We start from the raw sequence: 18,676 nt of genomic DNA, 5'->3' as shown, positions 1-18,676 counted from the left end.
GCCTGCTCACGCTCCCGTGGCGACGAGGACGGCGGCGACCGCGAGGACGACGGTGCCGGCGAGCAGCGCGCTCACATAGGTCTGCACATTGCCGGTCTGGGACCGCCGTACGGCGGCCCCGAGCAGGCGGGGCAGCGCGCCCGCCGCACGTACGTAGGTGTCGACGACCTCGCGGTCGAGGAAACGGACGAGGCTTGCCCCCGCCCGAACCGGGCGGACGAAGAGGGTCGTGTACACCGCGTCCAGATGGAAGCCGACGGCCGCGTGCCGGTGCAGCGGGCCCAGCAGGAGGCGTCCGGGGTCCGAGGGGTCGGGCGCGGAGGCGAGGTCTCCGTAGGCGGGCCGGTGGGCAGCGATGGCCTCGGCCTCCACCAGGGCGGCGTCGCCCTCGGGGTGGGCCGCGACGGCGCCCAGCGGGGTGCGGTCGGCGAGCGCCGAGGTGTGCCGCCAGGCGGCGTAGGTGACGATGCCGCCCACCAGCGCCACTCCCGTGCCCAGCACGGAGGTGGTGAGGGTCGGGGTGAGGTCGTGGCCGTCGAACCAGTCGGGCAGCAGCCGGAAGGCGAGTCCGCCCAGGGCGAGTGAGGGGAGGGCGAGTACCCAGAGCACGGCGTTCATGACCACCGGCTGTCTGCCGTGGTCGGGGGCCTCGGCGCCTCGGCCGCGGAAGGCCAGCAGCCACAGGCGGGTGGCGTAGGCGGCGGTGAGCAGGGCCGTGATCAGGGCGGCGACGAGCACGGTCCAGCCCGCGGCGCCGGGCGCGTGCTCGGTGTGGCCGGTGGCGACGTGCTCCGCGGCGCCGAGTACGGACTCCTTGGAGAAGAAGCCGCTGAAGGGCGGGATCGCGGCGAGCGCGAGCAGGGCCACGGTCATCGTCCAGTAGGCGTCCGGGACCCGGTCGCGCAGGCCCCGCATGCGGGACATGGCGGCCAGCGAGTTGGTGCCGGCGGCGTGGATGATCACGCCGGCGGCGAGGAACAGGAGCGCCTTGAAGGCGCCGTGGGACAGGAGGTGGAAGACGGCGGCACCCCGGTCGCCGGTGGCGAGGGCGCCGGTCATGTAGCCGAGCTGTCCGATCGTCGAGTAGGCCAGGACGCGTTTGATGTCGTCCTGGGCTAGCGCGGCGAGCGCCGAGCCGACCATCGTGACGGCGGCCATGACGGCGAGGACGACCATCGCGGCCCGTGATGCCTCGAAGAGCGGAAGGAGCCGGGCGACGAAGTACACACCGGCGGCGACCATCGTCGCGGCGTGGATGAGCGCGGAGACGGGGGTCGGGCCCGCCATCGCGTCGGGGAGCCAGGTGTGCAGGGGGAACTGCGCCGACTTGCCCGCCACACCGGCCAGGAGCAGCAGGGCGATCACCGTCGGGTGGTCGAGCGATCCGTCGGCCACCGCGCCGAGGATCCGGGTGATGCGGAAGGAGCCGGCCTCGGTCGCCAGCGCCAGCAGACCGATCAGGAAGGGGACGTCGCCGAGCTTGGTCACCAGGAACGCCTTGAGGGAGGCGGCGCGTGCCTCCGGGGTCTCCCAGTAGTGGCCGACCAGGAAGTACGAGCAGATGCCCATGACTTCCCAGCCGACCAGCAGCACCATCAGGTCGCCCGAGTAGACGACGAGGAACATGGCGGAGGTGAACAGGGAGACGAGAGCGGCGTAGGAGGCGTAGCGCGGGTCGTCGCGCAGGTAGCCCGTCGAGTAGATCTGCACGCAGGTGGCGACGGTGCCGACCAGGATGGCGACGAGCGCGGCGAAACCGTCGATGTGCAGGGCGAGTTCGACCGGGACCGAACCGGTGGGCGTCAGCTCCGTGACGGCGTCGACGGCCCGGCCGCCGCCCTGCCGGGCCGCCACGAGTACCGCGAGGACGAGGGACGCCAGCGTCGGCAGGACGGCGAGGGGACGGACGAACCCGGGCGCCGACCGGCCCAGCAGGAGACCGGCGGCTGCCCCGAGGAAGGGAAGGAGGGGGACGAGTACGGCGAGGGTGGTTGTGGTCACGCGGTGGCCTCGGCCTTCTCGGCGGCCGTCCCGGTCGCGGGGGTGTCGGTGTCGGATCCGTCCGGCTCGTGGCCCTCGGCGGTGTCGCGGAGCTTGTCGATGTCCGAGGTGCCGCGGTTGCGGTGGACGGCGAGGACGATCGCCAGGCCGATGCCGATCTCGGCGGCCGCGATGGCGATGGTGAACAGGGTCAGGGCCTGCCCGGAGTGCAGGGTCTCCTCGGCGGCCCTGCTGAGCCAGACGTCGAAGGCGACCAGGTTGAGGTTGACGGCGTTGAGCATCAGCTCGACCGACATCAGGACCAGGATCGCGTTGCGGCGGGCGAGGACGCCGTAGAGGCCCGTACAGAAGAGGAGGGCGGAGAGGACGGCGGGATAGGCGAGGTGCATCAGCGGACACCGTCCGTCCGGGAAGGGCCGGCCTGAGAGGTCCCTGCCTGAGGGGCTCCTGCCTGAGGGGTCCCTGCCTGGGAGGTTCCTGCCTGCGGGGCTACGGCCGGGGACGCTTCGCCCGCGCCGGTCGACCTGGCCTTGCGGGACAGGACGATGGCGCCGACCAGGGCGGCGAGGAGGAGGACCGAGAGCGCTTCGAAGGGGAGGACCCAGTTCTGGAACAGGCTCGCTCCGGTGACGGCGGTGGAGCCGGCGGCCGGGCCGTCCAGGTCGATCCAGGTGGTGCGGAAGGCGTCGACGACGACCCACACCAGGGCCACGGCGGAGGCCACGGCCACGGTGAGCGCGGCCCAGCGGTTGCCCGAGTCCGCGTCCGGGGAGCGGCCGATGGGCGCCCTGGTGAGCATCAGTCCGAACAGGATGAGGACGACGACGGCACCGACGTAGATGAGGACTTGGACCCAGGCGATGAACTCGGCGGTGAGCAGCAGGTATTCGACGGCGAGGCCGCCCAGGGCCACCACGAGCCACAGGGCGGCGTGGACGAGCTGGCGAGTGGTGACGGTGAGGACGGCGGCTCCGAGGGTGACCAGGCCGACGAGGAGGAAGGCGATCTCCACGCCGGTCGGGGACAGGAAGCCGTGGGATCCGGCGGCGAGGATCACGACGGGTCCTCCTGTCCTGGCCGGTCCGTCCGCTGCTGCTGTTGCTGCTGCTGTTGCTGTTGCTGTGCGGCCAGCTTGTCGGCGGCCTTGCGGGCGGCGGCGAGTTCCTTGGGCTCCTCCGCGCCGGGGTCGAGTGCGGGCGGGGCCGGCACGGTCCACATCCACTCACGGAGCTTGTCCCGCTCATGGGTGAGGTCGCGGATGTCGGTCTCGGCGTATTCGAACTCCGGGGACCAGAACAGGGCGTCGAAAGGACAGACCTCGATGCAGATACCGCAGTACATGCACAGGGCGAAGTCGATGGCGAAGCGGTCGAGGACGTTGCGGCTGCGGTAGCGCCCGCCGGGGGTGGCCGCGGGGACCGTCTCCTTGTGGGAGTCGATGTAGATGCACCAGTCGGGGCACTCGCGGGCGCACAGCATGCAGACCGTGCAGTTCTCCTCGAACAGGCCGATCACGCCGCGGGTACGGGGCGGCAGTTCGGGCTGGGCGTCCGGGTACTGCTCGGTGACGGTCTTCCGCGTCATCGTGCGCAGGGTGACGGCCAGGCCCTTGGCCAGGCCGCTGCCGGGGACGGGGGCCATTACGCGATCACCACCTTGACGACGCCGGTGAGGGCGATCTGGGCGAGGGAGAGGGGGACGAGGAGCGTCCAGGACAGTTTCTGGAGCTGGTCCTCGCGCAGCCGCGGGTAGGTGACGCGCAGCCAGATCACGACGAAGGCGAGGACGGCCGCCTTGAGCAGGGTCCACACCCAGCCGAGGCCGTCGGCGCCCCAGGGGCCGTGCCAGCCACCCAGGAAGAGGACGGTGGTCAGACCGCACAGGACGACGATTCCGGCGTACTCGGCGAGGAGGAACAGGGCGAAGCGCAGGCCGGTGTACTCGGTGTAGGCGCCGAAGATGATCTCCGAGTCCGCGACCGGCATGTCGAACGGGGGCCGTTGCAGTTCGGCCAGCCCGGCGACGAAGAAGACGATCGCGCCGACGATCTGCCAGGGCAGCCACCACCACTCGAAGGCGTCGAGGATGCCGACGAGGGAGACCGTGCCGGCGGCCATGGCGACGGAGGCCGCGGTCAGCAGCATCGGGAGTTCGTACGCGAGGAGTTGGGCGGCGGTACGCAGACCGCCGAGGAGGGAGAACTTGTTGGCCGAGGACCAGCCCGCCATGAGCGAGCCGAGGACGCCCACGCCCATCACGGCGAGGACGAAGAAGACGCCCGCGTCGACGACCTGACCGACCGTGCCCTCTCCGGGCCCGACCGGTATGGCCAGGAGGACCAGGAGGTACGGCAGCAGGGCCACGGCCGGGGCGAGCTGGAAGATGCGGCGGTCCGCGTCGGCGGGCACCACGTCCTCCTTCTGCGCGAACTTCACGCCGTCCGCGACGAGCTGGGCCCAGCCGTGGAAGCCACCCGCGTACATCGGGCCCAGTCGGCCCTGCATGTGGGCCATCACCTTGTGCTCGGTCTGGCCGACGATCAGGGGGAACGCGAGGAAGACGACGAAGACGACCAGGAGGCGCAGGGTGACGTCGAGCGCGTCGTTCACTGCGGGCCTCCTGGCGAGTTGGGCGGATCGGGCGGGGTGTCGGTGTCGTCGGGAGCGCCGGACTCCCGGGGAGCGTCCGGTGACTCTTGGGAAGCCTCGGACTCTTCGGGAACCGACGGTGACTCGTGGGAAGCCTCGGACTCTTCGGGAACATCCGGCGACTCGTCGGAGACCCCCGACTCCCCCGCGGCGGCGGCGGTCGTGGCGGCGGTGGGCTCGTCGAACGCCGGTCGGGCGTGATGCCACGGGGCGTCCGGACTGCGTGGCGCCGAGGGCGTCGGCTGCGGTGTCGGTCCCTCGGTGGGCGTCGGCTTCGGCGCCGGTTCCCCGGTGGGCGAGGGCGCGTTGCCGGTGCGGGTGCCGCCCCGGGGGCCGACGCCGCCAGCAGCCGCCTCGTCCGGCTGCCCGGCGTCGGGGGCCTCCCCCTCCCGCCGGCTCGCCGAGCCCTGCGACGCGCTCCGGGTCCGCCGGGGGCTCACCGCGCCCGCGTCGCCCTGCTGTCCGGTGGCCGTATCGGAGGTGGGCCCGTCCGGCGGGGCGGCGGCTCGCTGGGAGGCGGAGCCCTGGCTCGCGCTGCGTGACCGGCGCGGTGCCGGTGCGGCCGCCGGTTCGCCGGCCGGGGAGGTCTGACCGGCCGAGCCCTCCGCCGCCGTGCGGGAGCGGCGCGGTGCGGCCGGGGTCCCGGCGTCGGGAGCGGTCTGGCCGACGGAGCCCTCGGCGGCCGTACGGGTCCGGCGGGCGGGGCGTTCGCCCGCCCCGCGGACCGGACGCTCCCCGGCCGCGCGCCCCGCGCCTCGTGCCGGGCGCGCGGGGGCGGGCGGGAGCTGACCCTTCAGCGGGCCCCACTCGTTGGGATCGGGGACGCCCGGCGGCAGCATCTGGCGGCGACGGGGGCCGCCGTGGTCGGACTCGCCCGGCTCCTTGGCCCCGGGCCAGGCCTTGGCGACGCGGGCGGCGAGGACGAAGTCCTTGCGCAGCGGGTGGCCCTCGAAGCCCTCCGGCAGGAGCAGGTGGTCCAGCGCCGGGTGGTCCGCGAAGGCGACACCGAACATCTCGTGGGTCTCGCGCTCGTGCCAGGCCGCGCCCGCGTACACCGCGACGGCGGTGGGCAGGACCGGGGCCTCGTGCGGGACGGTGGTGCGCAGCAGCAGCCTGCGGACCGGTCCCAGCGCCACGACGTGTGCCGCGACGCGGAAGCCGGTGCCGGGCTCGTCGACCGCGCTCAGCCAGTCGAAGTAGGTGCAGCCGAGCCGGTCGCGCGCCGTCTCCAGGGCGGTGATCCAGGAGGCGGGCGGCACGTCGACGGTCAGCAGCTCGTACGACTCCGCTGCCGTGGCGTCCGGACCGAAGAGTTCCGCGGCGTCCGCGGGCAGCCAGCCGACCGCGGTCATCGGCCCTCCCCGCTGTCGGAGGCCGGGGCCGGAGGCCGTACCAGGCCGCTGCGCAGCGCGGCCGTCGACGGCCGGGACGTGGTGCCGTACCGCTCCCCCAGCGACTCCCGCGCGATCTTCTCCTGGAGCTTGAGGATGCCCTGCAACAGCGCCTCGGGACGCGGCGGGCAGCCGGGGACGTAGACGTCGACGGGGATGATCTGGTCGACGCCCTTCGTCACGGAGTAGGAGTCCCAGTAGGGGCCGCCGCAGTTGGAGCAGGCGCCGAAGGAGATGACGTACTTCGGCTCGGGCATCTGCTCGTACAGGCGCTTGACGGCCGGCGCCATCTTGTCGGTCACCGTGCCCGAGACGACCATCAGGTCGGCCTGGCGGGGGCCGGGCGCGAACGGGATCACACCGAGCCGGATGAAGTCGTGGCGGGCCATCGACGCGGCGATGAACTCGATGGCGCAGCAGGCGAGGCCGAAGTTGAAGACCCAGAGCGAGTAGCGGCGGCCCCAGTTCAGGACGACCTTCATCGGCTCCGGGGCGAGGCGTGCGAGCGTGCCCAGCCTCTTGGGCTCGGGGAGCGGTACGGGTGCGGGGTCGGCGGGTGCGCCGGGGTTCACGTCCACGACAGGACGCCCTTCTTGTATGCGTACAACAGACCCACGGCCAGGAAACCGAGGAAGATGAACATCTCCACGAGGGTCGTGGCCCCGTAACCAGGGTCGGCGAAGACCGTGGCCCAGGGGAAGAGGAAGATCGAGTCGACCGCGAAGATGACGTAGAGGAACGCGTAGACGTAGTAGCGGACCTGGGTGTGTGCCCAGCCCTCACCCACGGGGTCGACGCCGCATTCGTAGGTGAGCAGCTTCTCGGGCGTCGGGACCACCGGTCGCAGCAGGCGTCCGGCGCCGAAGGCCACGGCGACGAAGAGCACCCCCACGACGGCGAGCAGGCCGACGACCGAGTAGGACTGGAAGTAGTCGGCGGCGAGCCCCACGGTCGCATCGGCGGTGGTCACGGCGCCGGCGGTCGCGTCGCCGACGGTCGGTTCCGGCACGTGCGCCCCTCGCTCCCTGTCGTGGACGTCGCGAACGCCGCTGTTCGACGATCTGTACGCACGGGAGTCTAGAGCCTGATAAAGAGACGGTAAGCAGCCCGTCGCACCTCGGAGCGCGGGGGTGGGGTTTTCCTCAGTGCGTCCCCGGCGGTCCGCCTCATGGCGCGGCGCCGCACCGCACGGCACGCTGACGGGTATGACCGAACGCCTCTCGACCTCCAGCCTCGCCGGGACCACCGGCGCAGCGGCCGGCGACCACCTCCCGCCGGCCCGTTTCGCCTATGACCGGCACACCTGGAAGGAGATCGCCCACCTGCTGGCGAATCTCCCGGCGGCGCTGCTCGGGTTCATCTACGTCGTGACGATGCTGTCCGTCGGCGTCGGGTTGACGGTCACGGTGATCGGGCTCCCGCTGCTGGCGGTCGGCCTGCGGGGCGCGCGTCAGTTGGGCAGGCTGGAGCGGGCGCGGGCCCGGATGCTGCTGGGCGTGCGGGTGGACGAGCCGAGCCCGCTGCCGTTGCGGAGCGAGCGCGGCTTCTTCGCAGAGCTGTGGATGTCCTTGAAGGACCCGGTGGGCTGGCGCACCGTGCTGTACGAGTTCATCCGGTTCCCCTGGGGCGTTCTCACCTTCTGCGTCACGCTGACGTCGTTGTTCGTGCTGTGGCCGGTGCTGCCGTTCATCGCGCGGGGCCTCGCCAACGTCGACCGGGCCATGGTGCGCGGGCTGCTGTCCCCGTCCGACGAGCTGGAGCGGCGGATCGCCGAGCTGGAGTCGGACCGGGGGGTCGTGGTCGACACGGCCGCCGCCGACCTGCGGCGCATCGAGCGCGACCTGCACGACGGGGCACAGGCCCGCCTGGTCAACCTCGCCATGGGGCTGGGCCTGGCCAAGGAGAAGCTCCTGGAGGATCCCGACGCGGCGGCGGCCATGGTCGACGAGGCGCACGGCGAGGTGAAGCTCGCCCTGCAGGAGTTGCGGGACCTGGCCCGCGGTATCCATCCGGCCGTCCTGACCGACCGCGGCCTGGACGCGGCGCTCTCCTCGGTCGCCTCCCGCTGCACCGTGCCGGTCAGGGTGACCGTCGACCTGGCCGAGCGCCCCGCGGCCGCCATCGAGGGCATCGCCTACTTCACGGTCTCGGAGCTGCTCCAGAACGTCAGCAAGCACAGCGGGGCCGGCTCGGCCTCGGTGGAGGTGTGGCGGTCGTCCGACCGACTGCTCATACAGGTGGGGGACAACGGCCGCGGGGGCGCGAGTCTCGACGGCGGTACGGGGATGAAGGGCCTCGCCGACCGGCTGTCGGCCGTCGACGGTCTCTTCGTCGTCGACTCCCCGGAGGGCGGCCCGACGACGATCACGGCCGAGCTGCCGTGGCGCGACCGCACGGAGGCCGACACGGCCGGCTCGGTCGCCAGGAGGTAGCGACGAGGTAGGGAAAACCCCCCTCCCCAGACGCCGACGGGCTCCATTGGCCGTGGCGGTCCGGCCGAGGAGGCTGGAGGTACGACAGCGCAGCCGCAGACGACGAGGAGAAGGACGGCACCGATGGCCACGGAATACGGACAGGGTTACGGGCTCGGGAGCGGGTCCGGCTTCCCCGGGGACACCGGAGCACGGCGCCACCGGCTGCCGGCGGGACTGCGGGCACCGTTCGAGGCGCGCAGCTGGCGCGAGTTCGGCTATGTCCTGCTGGGTCTGCCGATCGGCATCCTGCTCTTCACGTACGCCGTGACGATGGTGTCGCTGGGGGCGGGCCTGCTGGTGACGTTCCTGGGGGTGCCGGTGCTGGCGGCGGCGCTCGCCGGGTGCAGGGGCTTCGGCGCGATGGAGCGGGCGCGGGCGCGTGTCCTGCTGGGCCTGCGGGTGTCCGACCCGGAGCCGCTGCGGCTGAAGAAGCAGGGCGCGATGGGCTGGATGGGAGCCGTACTCAAGAGCGGCGTCTCCTGGCGGAGCCTGCTGTACGCGATGCTGCAGTTCCCGTGGGCCGTGTTCTCGTTCGTCGTCTCCCTGACCGTCTGGGCGATCGGGTGGGCGATGCTGACGTACCCGCTGTGGTTCTGGGTGTTCCCGATGTACGCCGGTCAGGACGGGCTCCAGCTGTACGGCGACGAGACGCACCGGGTCTACCTGGACAACCCCTTCGAGATCGCCGTGACCGCGCTGGTCGGACTGCTGTTCACGCTGGCCACGCCGTGGCTGGTGCGGGCGCTGACCATGGTGGACCGGGTCATGGTGCACGGGCTGCTCGGACCGTCGCGGCTGGCGACGCGGGTCGTGGAGCTGGAGTCGGACCGTGGGGTCGTGGTCGACACGGCCGCCGCCGACCTGCGGCGCATCGAGCGCGACCTGCACGACGGGGCACAGGCCCGCCTGGTCAACCTCGCCATGGACCTGGGCCTGGCCAAGGAGAAGCTGAAGGAGGACCCGCGCGCCGCGGCCGTCATGGTGGACGAGGCGCACGGCGAGGTGAAGACGGCTCTCCAGGAGCTGCGGGACCTGGCTCGGGGCATCCACCCCGCGGTACTGACCGACCGCGGCCTGGACGCGGCGCTCTCCTCGGTCGCCTCCCGCTGCACCGTGCCGGTGCGGGTGGAGGTCGACCTGGCGGAGCGGCCGGCGTCGGCCATCGAGGGCATCGCCTACTTCACCGTCTCGGAGCTGCTCCAGAACATCAGCAAGCACTCGAGGGCCACGTCGGCCGCCGTGGAGGTGTGGCGGGTGGAGAACCGGCTGATGCTCCAGGTCGTCGACAACGGTGTGGGCGGCGCGCAGACGTCGGCCGGGTCCGGGCTGGCCGGTCTGGCGGAGCGGCTCGACGCGGTGGACGGGATCCTCGTGGTGGACTCCCCCGCCGGAGGGCCGACGCGGATCACGGCGGAGCTGCCGTGGCGGAACGAGCCGGTCACCGGCTGATTCCGCACGGCATCCGGCCCGCCGGTGGCCGCGTGGGTGTGATCGAGAACCGGCCGTCGAGCGGCCGGAGCCGGACTGACACCCGGGACTTCCCGTTCTCTTCCCGTTGCCCGTGCGCGTCCGGCCCCGGATGCTGGGATGCTGGACCCGTCGCACGGACGGTTCGTGGACGCGGCGTGGGCCGCGCGGGCCGTGAGGGTGCACGGGCTGTGGGGGGCCGAGGATCGTGGAGGACAGGGTGCGGGTGGTCATCGCCGAGGATTCAGTGCTGCTCCGAGAGGGGCTGACCCGGTTGCTGACCGACCGCGGGCACGAGGTCGTGGCCGGTGTCGGCGACGGTGAGGCGCTGGTCAAGACGATCACCGAGCTGGACGCCCAGGGCGAGCTGCCGGACGTCGTGGTGGCGGACGTGCGGATGCCGCCGACGCACACCGACGAGGGGGTGCGGGCCTCGGTGCGGCTGCGCAAGGCGCATCCGGATCTCGGTGTGCTGGTGCTGTCCCAGTACGTGGAGGAGCGCTACGCGACGGAGCTGCTGGCCGGTTCCAGCCGGGGCGTCGGCTATCTGCTCAAGGACCGGGTGGCCGAGGTCCGGGAGTTCGTGGACGCGGTGGTGCGCGTGGCGCAGGGCGGTACGGCGCTGGACCCGGAGGTGGTCGCGCAGTTGCTCGGGCGCAGCCGCAAGCAGGACGTGCTGGCGGGACTCACCCCGCGTGAGCGGGAGGTGCTGGGGCTGATGGCCGAGGGCCGGACGAACTCGGCGATCGCCCGGCAGCTCGTCGTGAGCGACGGGGCCGTCGAGAAGCACGTCAGCAACATCTTCATGAAGCTGGGCCTGTCCCCGAGCGACGGTGATCACCGCAGGGTGCTCGCCGTGCTCACCTATCTCAATTCCTGACATCAGGTGCTCACGCCTCGGAAGCACCGGCCGGGCTCGGCAACGCGGCCGCTCATCCGGACGAATGAGAAACCGGAGGACGGGCGAGGTGTGTCCCCGTCGGTGCCGGGGGGCGGGAAAGCCCTGGGATTCAAGGGCTGTGGGCCGTCTCGAAGTCGTGTCCATCATGCGAATGTCCACCGGAAGTCACGGCACGCGGACGTAGGGTTGATCCTGGGACGGTCGGTGGGAGACCAGTCCCCGGACAGCCGTCCCTAGGGAGGTCCAGTAAGTGACCAGCCAGGTCAGCAGCCCAGCGGAGCAGGCCGACGGTACCGACGAGACCGTCGTGGGAGCGCAGCGCAAACCGGTCGGGGCGAAGGACGTCCGCCGGCTGGACCGAGTGATCATCAGGTTCGCGGGGGACTCGGGCGACGGGATGCAGCTCACCGGCGACCGTTTCACCTCGGAGACGGCGTCGTTCGGCAACGATCTGTCGACGTTGCCGAACTTCCCGGCCGAGATCCGGGCACCCGCCGGCACCCTGCCGGGCGTCTCCTCCTTCCAGCTGCACTTCGCCGACCACGACATCCTCACGCCGGGCGACGCCCCCAACGTGCTGGTGGCGATGAACCCGGCCGCGCTGAAGGCGAACGTGGGTGATCTGCCGCGCGGCGCGGAGATCATCGTGAACACGGACGAGTTCACCCGGCGGGCGATGCAGAAGGTCGGCTACGACACCTCGCCGCTGGAGGACGGCTCCCTCGACGGGTACCACCTGCATCCGGTGCCGTTGACGACGCTGACCGTCGAGGCGCTCAAGGAGTTCGACCTCAGCCGCAAGGAGGCCGAGCGCAGCAAGAACATGTTCGCGCTCGGGCTGCTGTCGTGGATGTACCACCGGCCCACCGAGGGCACGGAGAAGTTCCTGCGGTCGAAGTTCGCGAAGAAGCCGGAGATCGCCGCCGCCAACATCGCGGCCTACCGCGCGGGCTGGAACTTCGGGGAGACCACGGAGGACTTCGCCGTCTCCTACGAGGTGGCGCCGGCGGCGGCGGCGTTCCCGCCCGGCACCTACCGCAACATCTCCGGGAACCTGGCGCTGGCCTACGGCCTGATCGCCGCGTCCCGGCAGACGGACCTGCCGCTGTTCCTGGGCTCGTACCCGATCACCCCGGCCTCCGACATCCTGCACGAGCTGTCCCGGCACAAGAACTTCGGCGTGCGCACCTTCCAGGCGGAGGACGAGATCGCGGGGATCGGTGCGGCGCTGGGTGCTGCCTTCGGCGGGTCGCTGGCGGTGACGACGACGTCGGGTCCGGGGGTGGCGCTCAAGAGCGAGACGATCGGGCTGGCGGTGTCGTTGGAGCTGCCGCTGCTGGTGGTGGACATCCAGCGGGGCGGCCCGTCGACGGGTCTGCCGACCAAGACGGAGCAGGCCGACCTGCTGCAGGCGATGTACGGGCGCAACGGCGAGGCGCCGGTCCCGGTGGTCGCCCCGCGCACCCCGGCCGACTGCTTCGAGGCCGCTCTGGAGGCGGCGCGGATCGCGGTGACGTACCGGACTCCGGTGTTCCTGCTGTCCGACGGCTACCTGGCCAACGGCTCCGAACCCTGGCGGATCCCCGAGCCGGACGAACTGCCCGACCTGGCGGTGCGGTTCGCGCAGGGCCCGAACCACACGCTGGACGACGGCACCGAGGTGTTCTGGCCCTACCAGCGCGATCCGCACACCCTGGCCCGCCCGTGGGCGGTGCCGGGCACGCCGGGTCTGGAACACCGGATCGGCGGCATCGAGAAGCAGGACGGCACCGGGAACATCTCCTACGACCCGGCCAACCACGACTTCATGGTCCGCACCCGTCAGGCCAAGGTCGACGGCATCGAGGTCCCCGACCTGGACGTCGACGACCCGGACGGCGCGCGGACGCTGGTGCTGGGCTGGGGCTCGACGTACGGGCCGATCACCGCCGCCGTGCGGCGGATCCGCAAGGAGGGCGGCCGGGTCGCCCAGGCCCACCTGCGCCACCTCAACCCCTTCCCGGCCAACCTCGGCGACATCCTGGGCCGCTACGACAAGGTGGTGGTCCCGGAGATGAACCTCGGCCAGCTCGCCACCCTGATCCGGGCGAAGTACCTGGTCGACGCCCAGTCGTACAACCAGGTCAACGGCATGCCGTTCAAGGCGGAACAGCTCGCCACGGTCCTGAAGGAGGCCATCGATGGCTGACGGCAACGCACTGCTCCAGCTCGTGCCGAAGGCCGAGGGCAAGCAGTCCATGAAGGACTTCAAGTCGGACCAGGAAGTGCGCTGGTGCCCCGGCTGCGGCGACTACGCCATCCTCGCCGCCGTGCAGGGCTTCATGCCGCAGCTCGGCCTGGCGAAGGAGAACATCGTCTTCGTCTCCGGCATCGGCTGCTCCTCCCGCTTCCCGTACTACATGAACACCTACGGGATGCACTCCATCCACGGCCGCGCCCCCGCGATCGCCACCGGCCTCGCCGCCTCCCGCCGCGACCTGTCCGTGTGGGTCGTCACCGGCGACGGCGACGCCCTCTCCATCGGCGGCAACCACCTCATCCACGCCCTGCGCCGCAACGTCAACCTCAAGATCCTGCTGTTCAACAACCGGATCTACGGCCTGACCAAGGGGCAGTACTCGCCGACCTCCGAGGTCGGGAAGATCACCAAGTCGACCCCGATGGGCTCCCTGGACGCGCCCTTCAACCCGGTCTCCCTCGCCCTCGGCGCGGAGGCGTCCTTCGTCGCCCGGACCGTCGACTCCGACCGCAAGCACCTCACCGAGGTCCTGCGGCAGGCCGCCGAGCACCCCGGCACCGCCCTGATCGAGATCTACCAGAACTGCAACATCTTCAACGACGGCGCCTTCGACGCCCTCAAGGACCGGGAGCAGGCCGAGGAGGCGGTGATCCGCCTGGAGCACGGGCAGCCGATCCGTTTCGGTGCCGACGGCGCCAAGGGCGTCGTACGCGACCCGCGCACCGGTGACCTGGAGGTCGTCACCGTCACCGCGGACAACGAGGCGGACATCCTGGTCCACGACGCCCACGCGACGTCCCCGACCACGGCGTTCGCGCTCTCGCGCCTCGCCGATCCCGACACCCTGCACCACACACCGATCGGCGTACTGCGCTCCGTCGAGCGGCCGGTCTACGACACGCTGATGTCCGACCAGCTGGACACCGCCGTCGAGCAGCACGGCAAGGGCGACCTGGCCGCACTGCTCGCCGGCAACGACACCTGGACGGTCGTCGGCTGACCGGCCGCCGTGCACGGCACACGAGGGCCCGGACGGGGATCGTCCGGGCCCTTTCCTTACCCACAAGTGCGTACCTTACTTTGAAGTGGGCACTTTCCTTCAGATAGCGCAGCTCCTAGGGTTAGTAACAACGCACCCCCACTAGGAGCACTGAAGCCATGAGCATCGTCGTCACCGGAGCCACCGGACACCTCGGCCGCCACGTCGTGCGGCAACTGCTGGAGAAGGTGCCGGCCGACCAGGTCACCGCCGTCGTCCGGGACCGCGACAAGGCCGCCGACCTGGCCGCCCGGGGCGTACGGCTCGCGGTCGCCGACTACAACTCGCCCGAGACCTTCGACGACCTGTTCGCGGCCGGCGACCGTGTCCTGCTGATCTCCGGCAACGAGTTCGACAAGGGCCGCGTGCGGCAGCACACGATCGTCATCGACGCGGCGAAGAAGGCCGGTGTCGCGCTGCTCGCCTACACCAGCGCCCCCAGCAGCCTGAAGGCCGCGCTCGCCGACGACCACCGGGCCACCGAGGAGGTGCTGGTCGGCTCGGGCGTGCCGTACGTGCTGCTGCGCAACGGCTGGTACCACGAGAACTACACCGAGCAGCTCGCCCCGGTCCTGGAGCACGGCGCCGTCGTGCAGGCGGCCGGCGAGGGCCGGATCTCGTCCGCCTCCCGCGCCGACTACGCGGCCGCCGCCGTCGCCGTACTGACCGGTGAGGGCCACGAGAACACGGCGTACGAGCTGGGCGGCGACGAGGCGTGGGGCTTCGCCGAGTACGCCGCCGAGCTGAGCCGGCAGACGGGCAGGGAGATCGCCTACAACCCCGTCTCCGTCGAGGACTACACCGCCATCCTGACCGGCGCCGGGGTGCCCGGACCGCTCGCGGACGTCTTCGCGGGCGTGGACGCCGCCATCGCCAAGGGCGAGCTGGTCGTCTCCACCGGCGACCTGTCCCGGCTGGCCGGCCGCCCGACGACGCCGCTCGCGGAGGCCGTCGCCACCGCACTCAAGGGCTGACCTCCGCTCTCCTCGCACACCTCGCCTGTCATGACCGTATGGCGATACGGGCATGACAGGCGGGCGGGTGCAGCGCTACCTTCGTCCTGGCATGCCTCCCCGTCCCCGGCATGCCGTGTGCGAGAAGGAGGTGCCCGTGGCCGGGTCGTCCAGGAGTGATCAGCGCATAGGCCTGCTGAACGGCTTCGCGGCATACGGGATGTGGGGCCTCGTCCCCCTGTTCTGGCCGCTGCTCAAGCCCGCCGGGGCCGGGGAGATCCTCGCCCACCGGATGGTGTGGTCCCTCGCCTTCGTCGCGGTCGCCCTGCTCTTCGTACGGCGCTGGGCCTGGGCCGGTGAGCTGCTGCGGCAGCCGCGCAGACTCGCCCTGGTCACCGTCGCCGCGGCGGTCATCACCATCAACTGGGGCGTCTACATCTGGGCCGTGAACAGCGGCCACGTCGTCGAGGCCTCGCTCGGGTACTTCATCAACCCGCTGGTCACCATCGCGATGGGTGTGCTGCTGCTCAAGGAGCGGCTGCGGCCCGCGCAGTGGGCGGCGGTCGGCACCGGCTTCGCGGCCGTGCTGGTTCTCGCCATCGGCTACGGCCAGCCGCCGTGGATCTCGCTGTGCCTGGCCTTCTCCTTCGCCACGTACGGACTGGTGAAGAAGAAGGTCAACCTCGGTGGCGTCGAGTCGCTGGCCGCGGAGACGGCGATCCAGTTCCTGCCGGCGCTCGGCTATCTGCTGTGGCTGGGCACCCAGGGCGATTCGACCTTCACCACCGAGGGCCTCGGACACTCGGCCCTGCTCGCCGCGACCGGCATCGTCACGGCGATCCCGCTGGTCTGCTTCGGCGCGGCGGCGATCCGCGTGCCGCTGTCCACGCTGGGGCTGCTGCAGTACCTGGCGCCGGTCTTCCAGTTCCTGCTCGGCGTCCTCTACTTCGGCGAGGCCATGCCGCCCGAGCGCTGGGCGGGCTTCGGGCTGGTCTGGCTGGCGCTGACGCTGCTCACCTGGGACGCGTTGCGCACGGCCCACCGGAGCGCGCGAGCACTGCGGGAGCAGTTGGACCGGGCGGGCGCGGGCGTGCCGCCGGTCAAGGGGGAAACCGCTCCGCGCAAGCCGGGGGTCGTGGCCTCCGGGACTCCGGAGCCGGGTTCCGGCGACGCGCCCCGGCAGCAGCAGGGCGCCGGGGCGGGGCAGCCGTAACGGCACCCACCGCCTGAGCGCCGGCCGGGTCAGCGCTCGTCCGGTGTCTGCCGGGCGCGGTGGGCACGGACCTTCTCCCGGTTGCCGCAGTGTTCCATCGCGCACCAGCGGCGGCGTCCGGGGCGTGAGGTGTCGACGAACAGCAGGAAGCAGTTGTGCGCGCCGCACTCGCGGATGCGGTCCGCGTAGGGGCCGGTGAACAGCTCGATCGCGTCGCGCGCCACCGTCGACAGCAGCCCGGGTCCGGTGGCACCCGGAGCCCAAGCGCGCCTGCCGTCCGGTTCGAGGCGGGTGGCGAGCGGGGGCACGGCCGCGGCGGCGTTGACGACGTCCAGGTGGGCGGGGCGGAGCGGCCTGCCGTGGGCGCGGTCGGCGGCGAGGAGGAAGAGGGCGTCGCGCAGGGCCCTGGCCCGTGCCACGTCCGTCCGGTCCACCGACAGGTCGAGCCCGCCCGGCAGCCGGCTGCGGTCGACCCAGGTCACCAGATCTGCGGGCTCGTGCAGCACCTCCCAGTGCGCGAAGTCGCCCGGCCCTCCCGTCGTCAGCAGTTCGAGGCAGAGCGCGCCCGGGTCGAAGCGGTACGCCTTCCCCTGGGACGACACCAGCGTCAGTCCGGGAGGGCGGCCCGGGACCGGCTTCGGCGATTCCCGCGACCTCCGCGATTCCGGCGATTCCGCTGTCCGCTCGGTCATGTAACCAGTATAAGTGGTTACATGACAGCGACCTCAAGACCCGCACCCCTGCACTTCAAGATCGTCATCGACGCGGCCGCCCCGCACGCGCAGGCGGACTTCTGGGCCGCGGCCCTCCACTACGAGGTGGAGGACAACAGCGCGCTCATCGAGAAGCTGCTGGGTTTCGGGGCGGTGCCGACGGAGCTGACCGTCGAGTCCCACGGCCGCCGCGCCTGGCGGGACCTGGCCGCCGTACGCCACCCCGACGACCCCTTCCAGGAGGAGAGCGGCACCGGGCTGGGGCGACGGCTGCTGTTCCAGCGCGTACCGGAGACCAAGACCGTCAAGAACCGGGTCCACCTCGACGTGCACGCCGCGGACGGCCGGCGGCAGGAGGAGGTCGCCCGGCTCGAGGCACTGGGGGCGAGTGTGCAGCGGCAGGTTGAGGAGGCGGGCGGGGAGTGGGTGGTGATGACGGATCCCGAGGGGAACGAGTTCTGCGTCCACTAGGGCGGCGCCAGGGGCGGGTTCACCCGGGGTACGAGCAGAGGGCTTCCGGTATGTGTGACACCGTGGCCGAATAACGGTCTTGACGGGCGGTCAGTCCCGCCCGCACCATCCAGGCACCCCATTCACTGCGGAGTCCCCTCCCCAGGGACCCCCTAGGAATCCGGAGCCCCCCACATGAAGCTCCTCCTTTCCGGGCGTGCGCTGACGGCCGGAGCCGTCGCCGTCGCCACTCTGGTGACCGGCGGTTCCGCCGCCGGCGCGGCGACCGCGCCCGCACCCGCGCATCCCGCCGGCGCCGCTGCCGCCGCCGCGCCCGACATACCGATAGCCAACGTCAAGGCCCATCTCTCGCAGCTCCAGTCGATCGCCACGGCGAACGGCGGCAACCGCGCCCACGGCCGCGCCGGCTACCAGGCGTCCCTCAACTACGTGAAGGCCAAGCTGGACGCGGCCGGGTTCACCACCCGCGTGCAGCAGTTCACCGCCTCGGGCCGCACCGGGTACAACCTGATAGCGGACTGGCCCGGCGGCGACGCGAACCAGGTTGTCATGGCCGGGTCACACCTGGACAGCGTCACCTCCGGGCCGGGCATCAACGACAACGGCTCCGGCTCCTCGGCCGTCCTGGAGACCGCGCTCGCCGTGGCCCGGTCCGACTACCGGCCCACCAAGCACCTGCGCTTCGCCTGGTGGGGCGCGGAGGAGCTGGGCCTCGTCGGCTCCCGCTACTACGTGAACAGCCTCGGCTCCGCCGAGCGCGCGAAGATCAGCGGCTATCTGAACTTCGACATGATCGGCTCGCCCAACCCCGGCTACTTCGTCTACGACGACGATCCCACGATCGAGAAGACGTTCAAGGACTACTACGCCGGTCTGGGCATCCCCACGGAGATCGAGACCGAGGGCGACGGACGCTCCGACCACGCGCCGTTCAAGAGCGCGGGCGTCCCCGTGGGCGGGCTCTTCAGTGGCGCGGACTACCGCAAGACGTCCGCGCAGGCCGCCAAGTGGGGCGGCACCGTGGGCCAGCCCTTCGACCGCTGCTACCACTCGTCCTGCGACACGACCGCCAACATCAACGACACGGCCCTGGACCGCAACAGCGACGCGATCGCGTACGCGGTCTGGGAACTGTCGCAGTAGGGCATCCACCCCCGCACGGGTCG

Annotated in this window: 18 protein-coding genes; 9 read left to right on the top strand and 9 right to left on the bottom strand. The window is 71.7% G+C overall.

Annotated elements, in window-relative coordinates:
• Positions 1-6 precede the first annotated feature (6 nt).
• From IE258_RS00855 to IE258_RS00820, 8 genes are read right to left on the bottom strand one after another with little or no spacing between them, the layout of a single operon-like run.
• Complete coding sequence (locus tag IE258_RS00855) at positions 7-2,001, bottom strand: NADH-quinone oxidoreductase subunit 5 family protein (RefSeq protein ID WP_189737667.1); 1,995 nt, start codon at positions 1,999-2,001, stop codon at positions 7-9.
• Entirely contained in the window at positions 1,998-2,390 is a 393-nt protein-coding gene (gene nuoK / locus IE258_RS00850; RefSeq protein WP_127892010.1) for an NADH-quinone oxidoreductase subunit NuoK, read from the bottom strand. The genes IE258_RS00855 and nuoK overlap by 4 nt, the downstream gene beginning before the upstream one ends.
• Positions 2,390-3,058 carry an NADH-quinone oxidoreductase subunit J family protein gene (locus IE258_RS00845; RefSeq protein WP_189737664.1) on the bottom strand — a complete coding sequence of 223 codons (669 nt, stop codon included), beginning with the start codon at positions 3,056-3,058 and terminating at the stop codon, positions 2,390-2,392. Before IE258_RS00845 ends, nuoK begins: the two co-directional genes overlap by 1 nt.
• Positions 3,055-3,642 (bottom strand): NuoI/complex I 23 kDa subunit family protein, encoded by a 588-nt coding sequence (locus IE258_RS00840; RefSeq protein WP_189737661.1) that lies wholly within the window; start codon positions 3,640-3,642, stop codon positions 3,055-3,057. Before IE258_RS00840 ends, IE258_RS00845 begins: the two co-directional genes overlap by 4 nt.
• Positions 3,642-4,610, bottom strand: coding sequence for a complex I subunit 1/NuoH family protein (locus tag IE258_RS00835; protein ID WP_189737659.1), 969 nt, complete (start codon positions 4,608-4,610; stop codon positions 3,642-3,644). Before IE258_RS00835 ends, IE258_RS00840 begins: the two co-directional genes overlap by 1 nt.
• Positions 4,607-6,001, bottom strand: coding sequence for an NADH-quinone oxidoreductase subunit C (locus tag IE258_RS00830; protein ID WP_189737656.1), 1,395 nt, complete (start codon positions 5,999-6,001; stop codon positions 4,607-4,609). The genes IE258_RS00835 and IE258_RS00830 overlap by 4 nt, the downstream gene beginning before the upstream one ends.
• On the bottom strand, positions 5,998-6,618 hold the full coding sequence (locus IE258_RS00825) for an NADH-quinone oxidoreductase subunit B (protein ID WP_189737653.1): 621 nt from the start codon (positions 6,616-6,618) through the stop codon (positions 5,998-6,000). The genes IE258_RS00830 and IE258_RS00825 overlap by 4 nt, the downstream gene beginning before the upstream one ends.
• Positions 6,609-7,049, bottom strand: coding sequence for an NADH-quinone oxidoreductase subunit A (locus IE258_RS00820; protein WP_059299971.1), 441 nt, complete (start codon positions 7,047-7,049; stop codon positions 6,609-6,611). Before IE258_RS00820 ends, IE258_RS00825 begins: the two co-directional genes overlap by 10 nt.
• 196 nt (positions 7,050-7,245) lie before the next feature.
• On the opposite strand from IE258_RS00820, the gene IE258_RS00815 reads away from it, so the two are divergent.
• From IE258_RS00815 to rarD, 7 genes are all read left to right on the top strand, one after another.
• On the top strand, positions 7,246-8,472 hold the full coding sequence (locus IE258_RS00815; RefSeq protein ID WP_189737650.1) for a sensor histidine kinase: 1,227 nt from the start codon (positions 7,246-7,248) through the stop codon (positions 8,470-8,472).
• A 123-nt stretch (positions 8,473-8,595) separates the two neighbouring features.
• Entirely contained in the window at positions 8,596-9,963 is a 1,368-nt protein-coding gene (locus IE258_RS00810; RefSeq protein WP_189737647.1) for a sensor histidine kinase, read from the top strand.
• A gap of 238 nt (positions 9,964-10,201) precedes the next feature.
• The gene (locus IE258_RS00805; RefSeq protein WP_308434125.1) at positions 10,202-10,861 is read left to right on the top strand and encodes a response regulator transcription factor; all 660 of its coding nucleotides are present in this window, start codon (positions 10,202-10,204) and stop codon (positions 10,859-10,861) included.
• A 271-nt stretch (positions 10,862-11,132) separates the two neighbouring features.
• The gene (locus tag IE258_RS00800) at positions 11,133-13,070 is read left to right on the top strand and encodes a 2-oxoacid:acceptor oxidoreductase subunit alpha (RefSeq protein ID WP_189737641.1); all 1,938 of its coding nucleotides are present in this window, start codon (positions 11,133-11,135) and stop codon (positions 13,068-13,070) included.
• Positions 13,063-14,121, top strand: a complete 1,059-nt coding sequence (locus tag IE258_RS00795; protein ID WP_189737638.1) for a 2-oxoacid:ferredoxin oxidoreductase subunit beta — start codon at positions 13,063-13,065, stop codon at positions 14,119-14,121. The genes IE258_RS00800 and IE258_RS00795 overlap by 8 nt, the downstream gene beginning before the upstream one ends.
• Positions 14,122-14,279: 158 nt before the next feature.
• Positions 14,280-15,134 (top strand): SDR family oxidoreductase, encoded by an 855-nt coding sequence (locus IE258_RS00790; RefSeq protein ID WP_189737635.1) that lies wholly within the window; start codon positions 14,280-14,282, stop codon positions 15,132-15,134.
• A 136-nt stretch (positions 15,135-15,270) separates the two neighbouring features.
• Positions 15,271-16,326, top strand: a complete 1,056-nt coding sequence (rarD, locus tag IE258_RS00785; protein ID WP_189737632.1) for an EamA family transporter RarD — start codon at positions 15,271-15,273, stop codon at positions 16,324-16,326.
• Between the two features lie 29 nt (positions 16,327-16,355).
• On the opposite strand, the gene IE258_RS00780 is transcribed toward rarD, so the two are convergent.
• A complete protein-coding gene (locus IE258_RS00780) occupies positions 16,356-16,931 on the bottom strand; it encodes a CGNR zinc finger domain-containing protein (protein ID WP_373309712.1) in 576 nt (191 codons plus the stop codon).
• 108 nt (positions 16,932-17,039) lie between these two features.
• On the opposite strand from IE258_RS00780, the gene IE258_RS00775 reads away from it, so the two are divergent.
• Both IE258_RS00775 and IE258_RS00770 read left to right on the top strand, forming a co-directional pair.
• A complete protein-coding gene (locus IE258_RS00775) occupies positions 17,040-17,510 on the top strand; it encodes a VOC family protein (protein WP_189737626.1) in 471 nt (156 codons plus the stop codon).
• A gap of 174 nt (positions 17,511-17,684) precedes the next feature.
• On the top strand, positions 17,685-18,653 hold the full coding sequence (locus tag IE258_RS00770) for a M28 family metallopeptidase (protein WP_189737623.1): 969 nt from the start codon (positions 17,685-17,687) through the stop codon (positions 18,651-18,653).
• Positions 18,654-18,676: the final 23 nt, after the last annotated feature.

Origin of the sequence: Streptomyces tendae (assembly GCF_014650435.1) — a bacterium.
Lineage (GTDB): Bacteria > Actinomycetota > Actinomycetes > Streptomycetales > Streptomycetaceae > Streptomyces > Streptomyces tendae.
Note: the sequence above shows the minus strand (reverse complement) of the source record. Positions and strands in the feature narration are given on the sequence as shown.

Coding starts and splice junctions, on each gene's coding strand:
- IE258_RS00840 (WP_189737661.1), bottom strand. CDS start 3,642: ATGGCCCCCGTCCCCGGCAGCGGCCTGGCCAAGGGCCTGGCCGTCACC.
- IE258_RS00795 (WP_189737638.1), top strand. CDS start 13,063: ATGGCTGACGGCAACGCACTGCTCCAGCTCGTGCCGAAGGCCGAGGGC.
- IE258_RS00830 (WP_189737656.1), bottom strand. CDS start 6,001: ATGACCGCGGTCGGCTGGCTGCCCGCGGACGCCGCGGAACTCTTCGGT.
- IE258_RS00770 (WP_189737623.1), top strand. CDS start 17,685: ATGAAGCTCCTCCTTTCCGGGCGTGCGCTGACGGCCGGAGCCGTCGCC.
- IE258_RS00810 (WP_189737647.1), top strand. CDS start 8,596: ATGGCCACGGAATACGGACAGGGTTACGGGCTCGGGAGCGGGTCCGGC.
- IE258_RS00775 (WP_189737626.1), top strand. CDS start 17,040: ATGACAGCGACCTCAAGACCCGCACCCCTGCACTTCAAGATCGTCATC.
- IE258_RS00815 (WP_189737650.1), top strand. CDS start 7,246: ATGACCGAACGCCTCTCGACCTCCAGCCTCGCCGGGACCACCGGCGCA.
- IE258_RS00790 (WP_189737635.1), top strand. CDS start 14,280: ATGAGCATCGTCGTCACCGGAGCCACCGGACACCTCGGCCGCCACGTC.
- nuoK (WP_127892010.1), bottom strand. CDS start 2,390: ATGCACCTCGCCTATCCCGCCGTCCTCTCCGCCCTCCTCTTCTGTACG.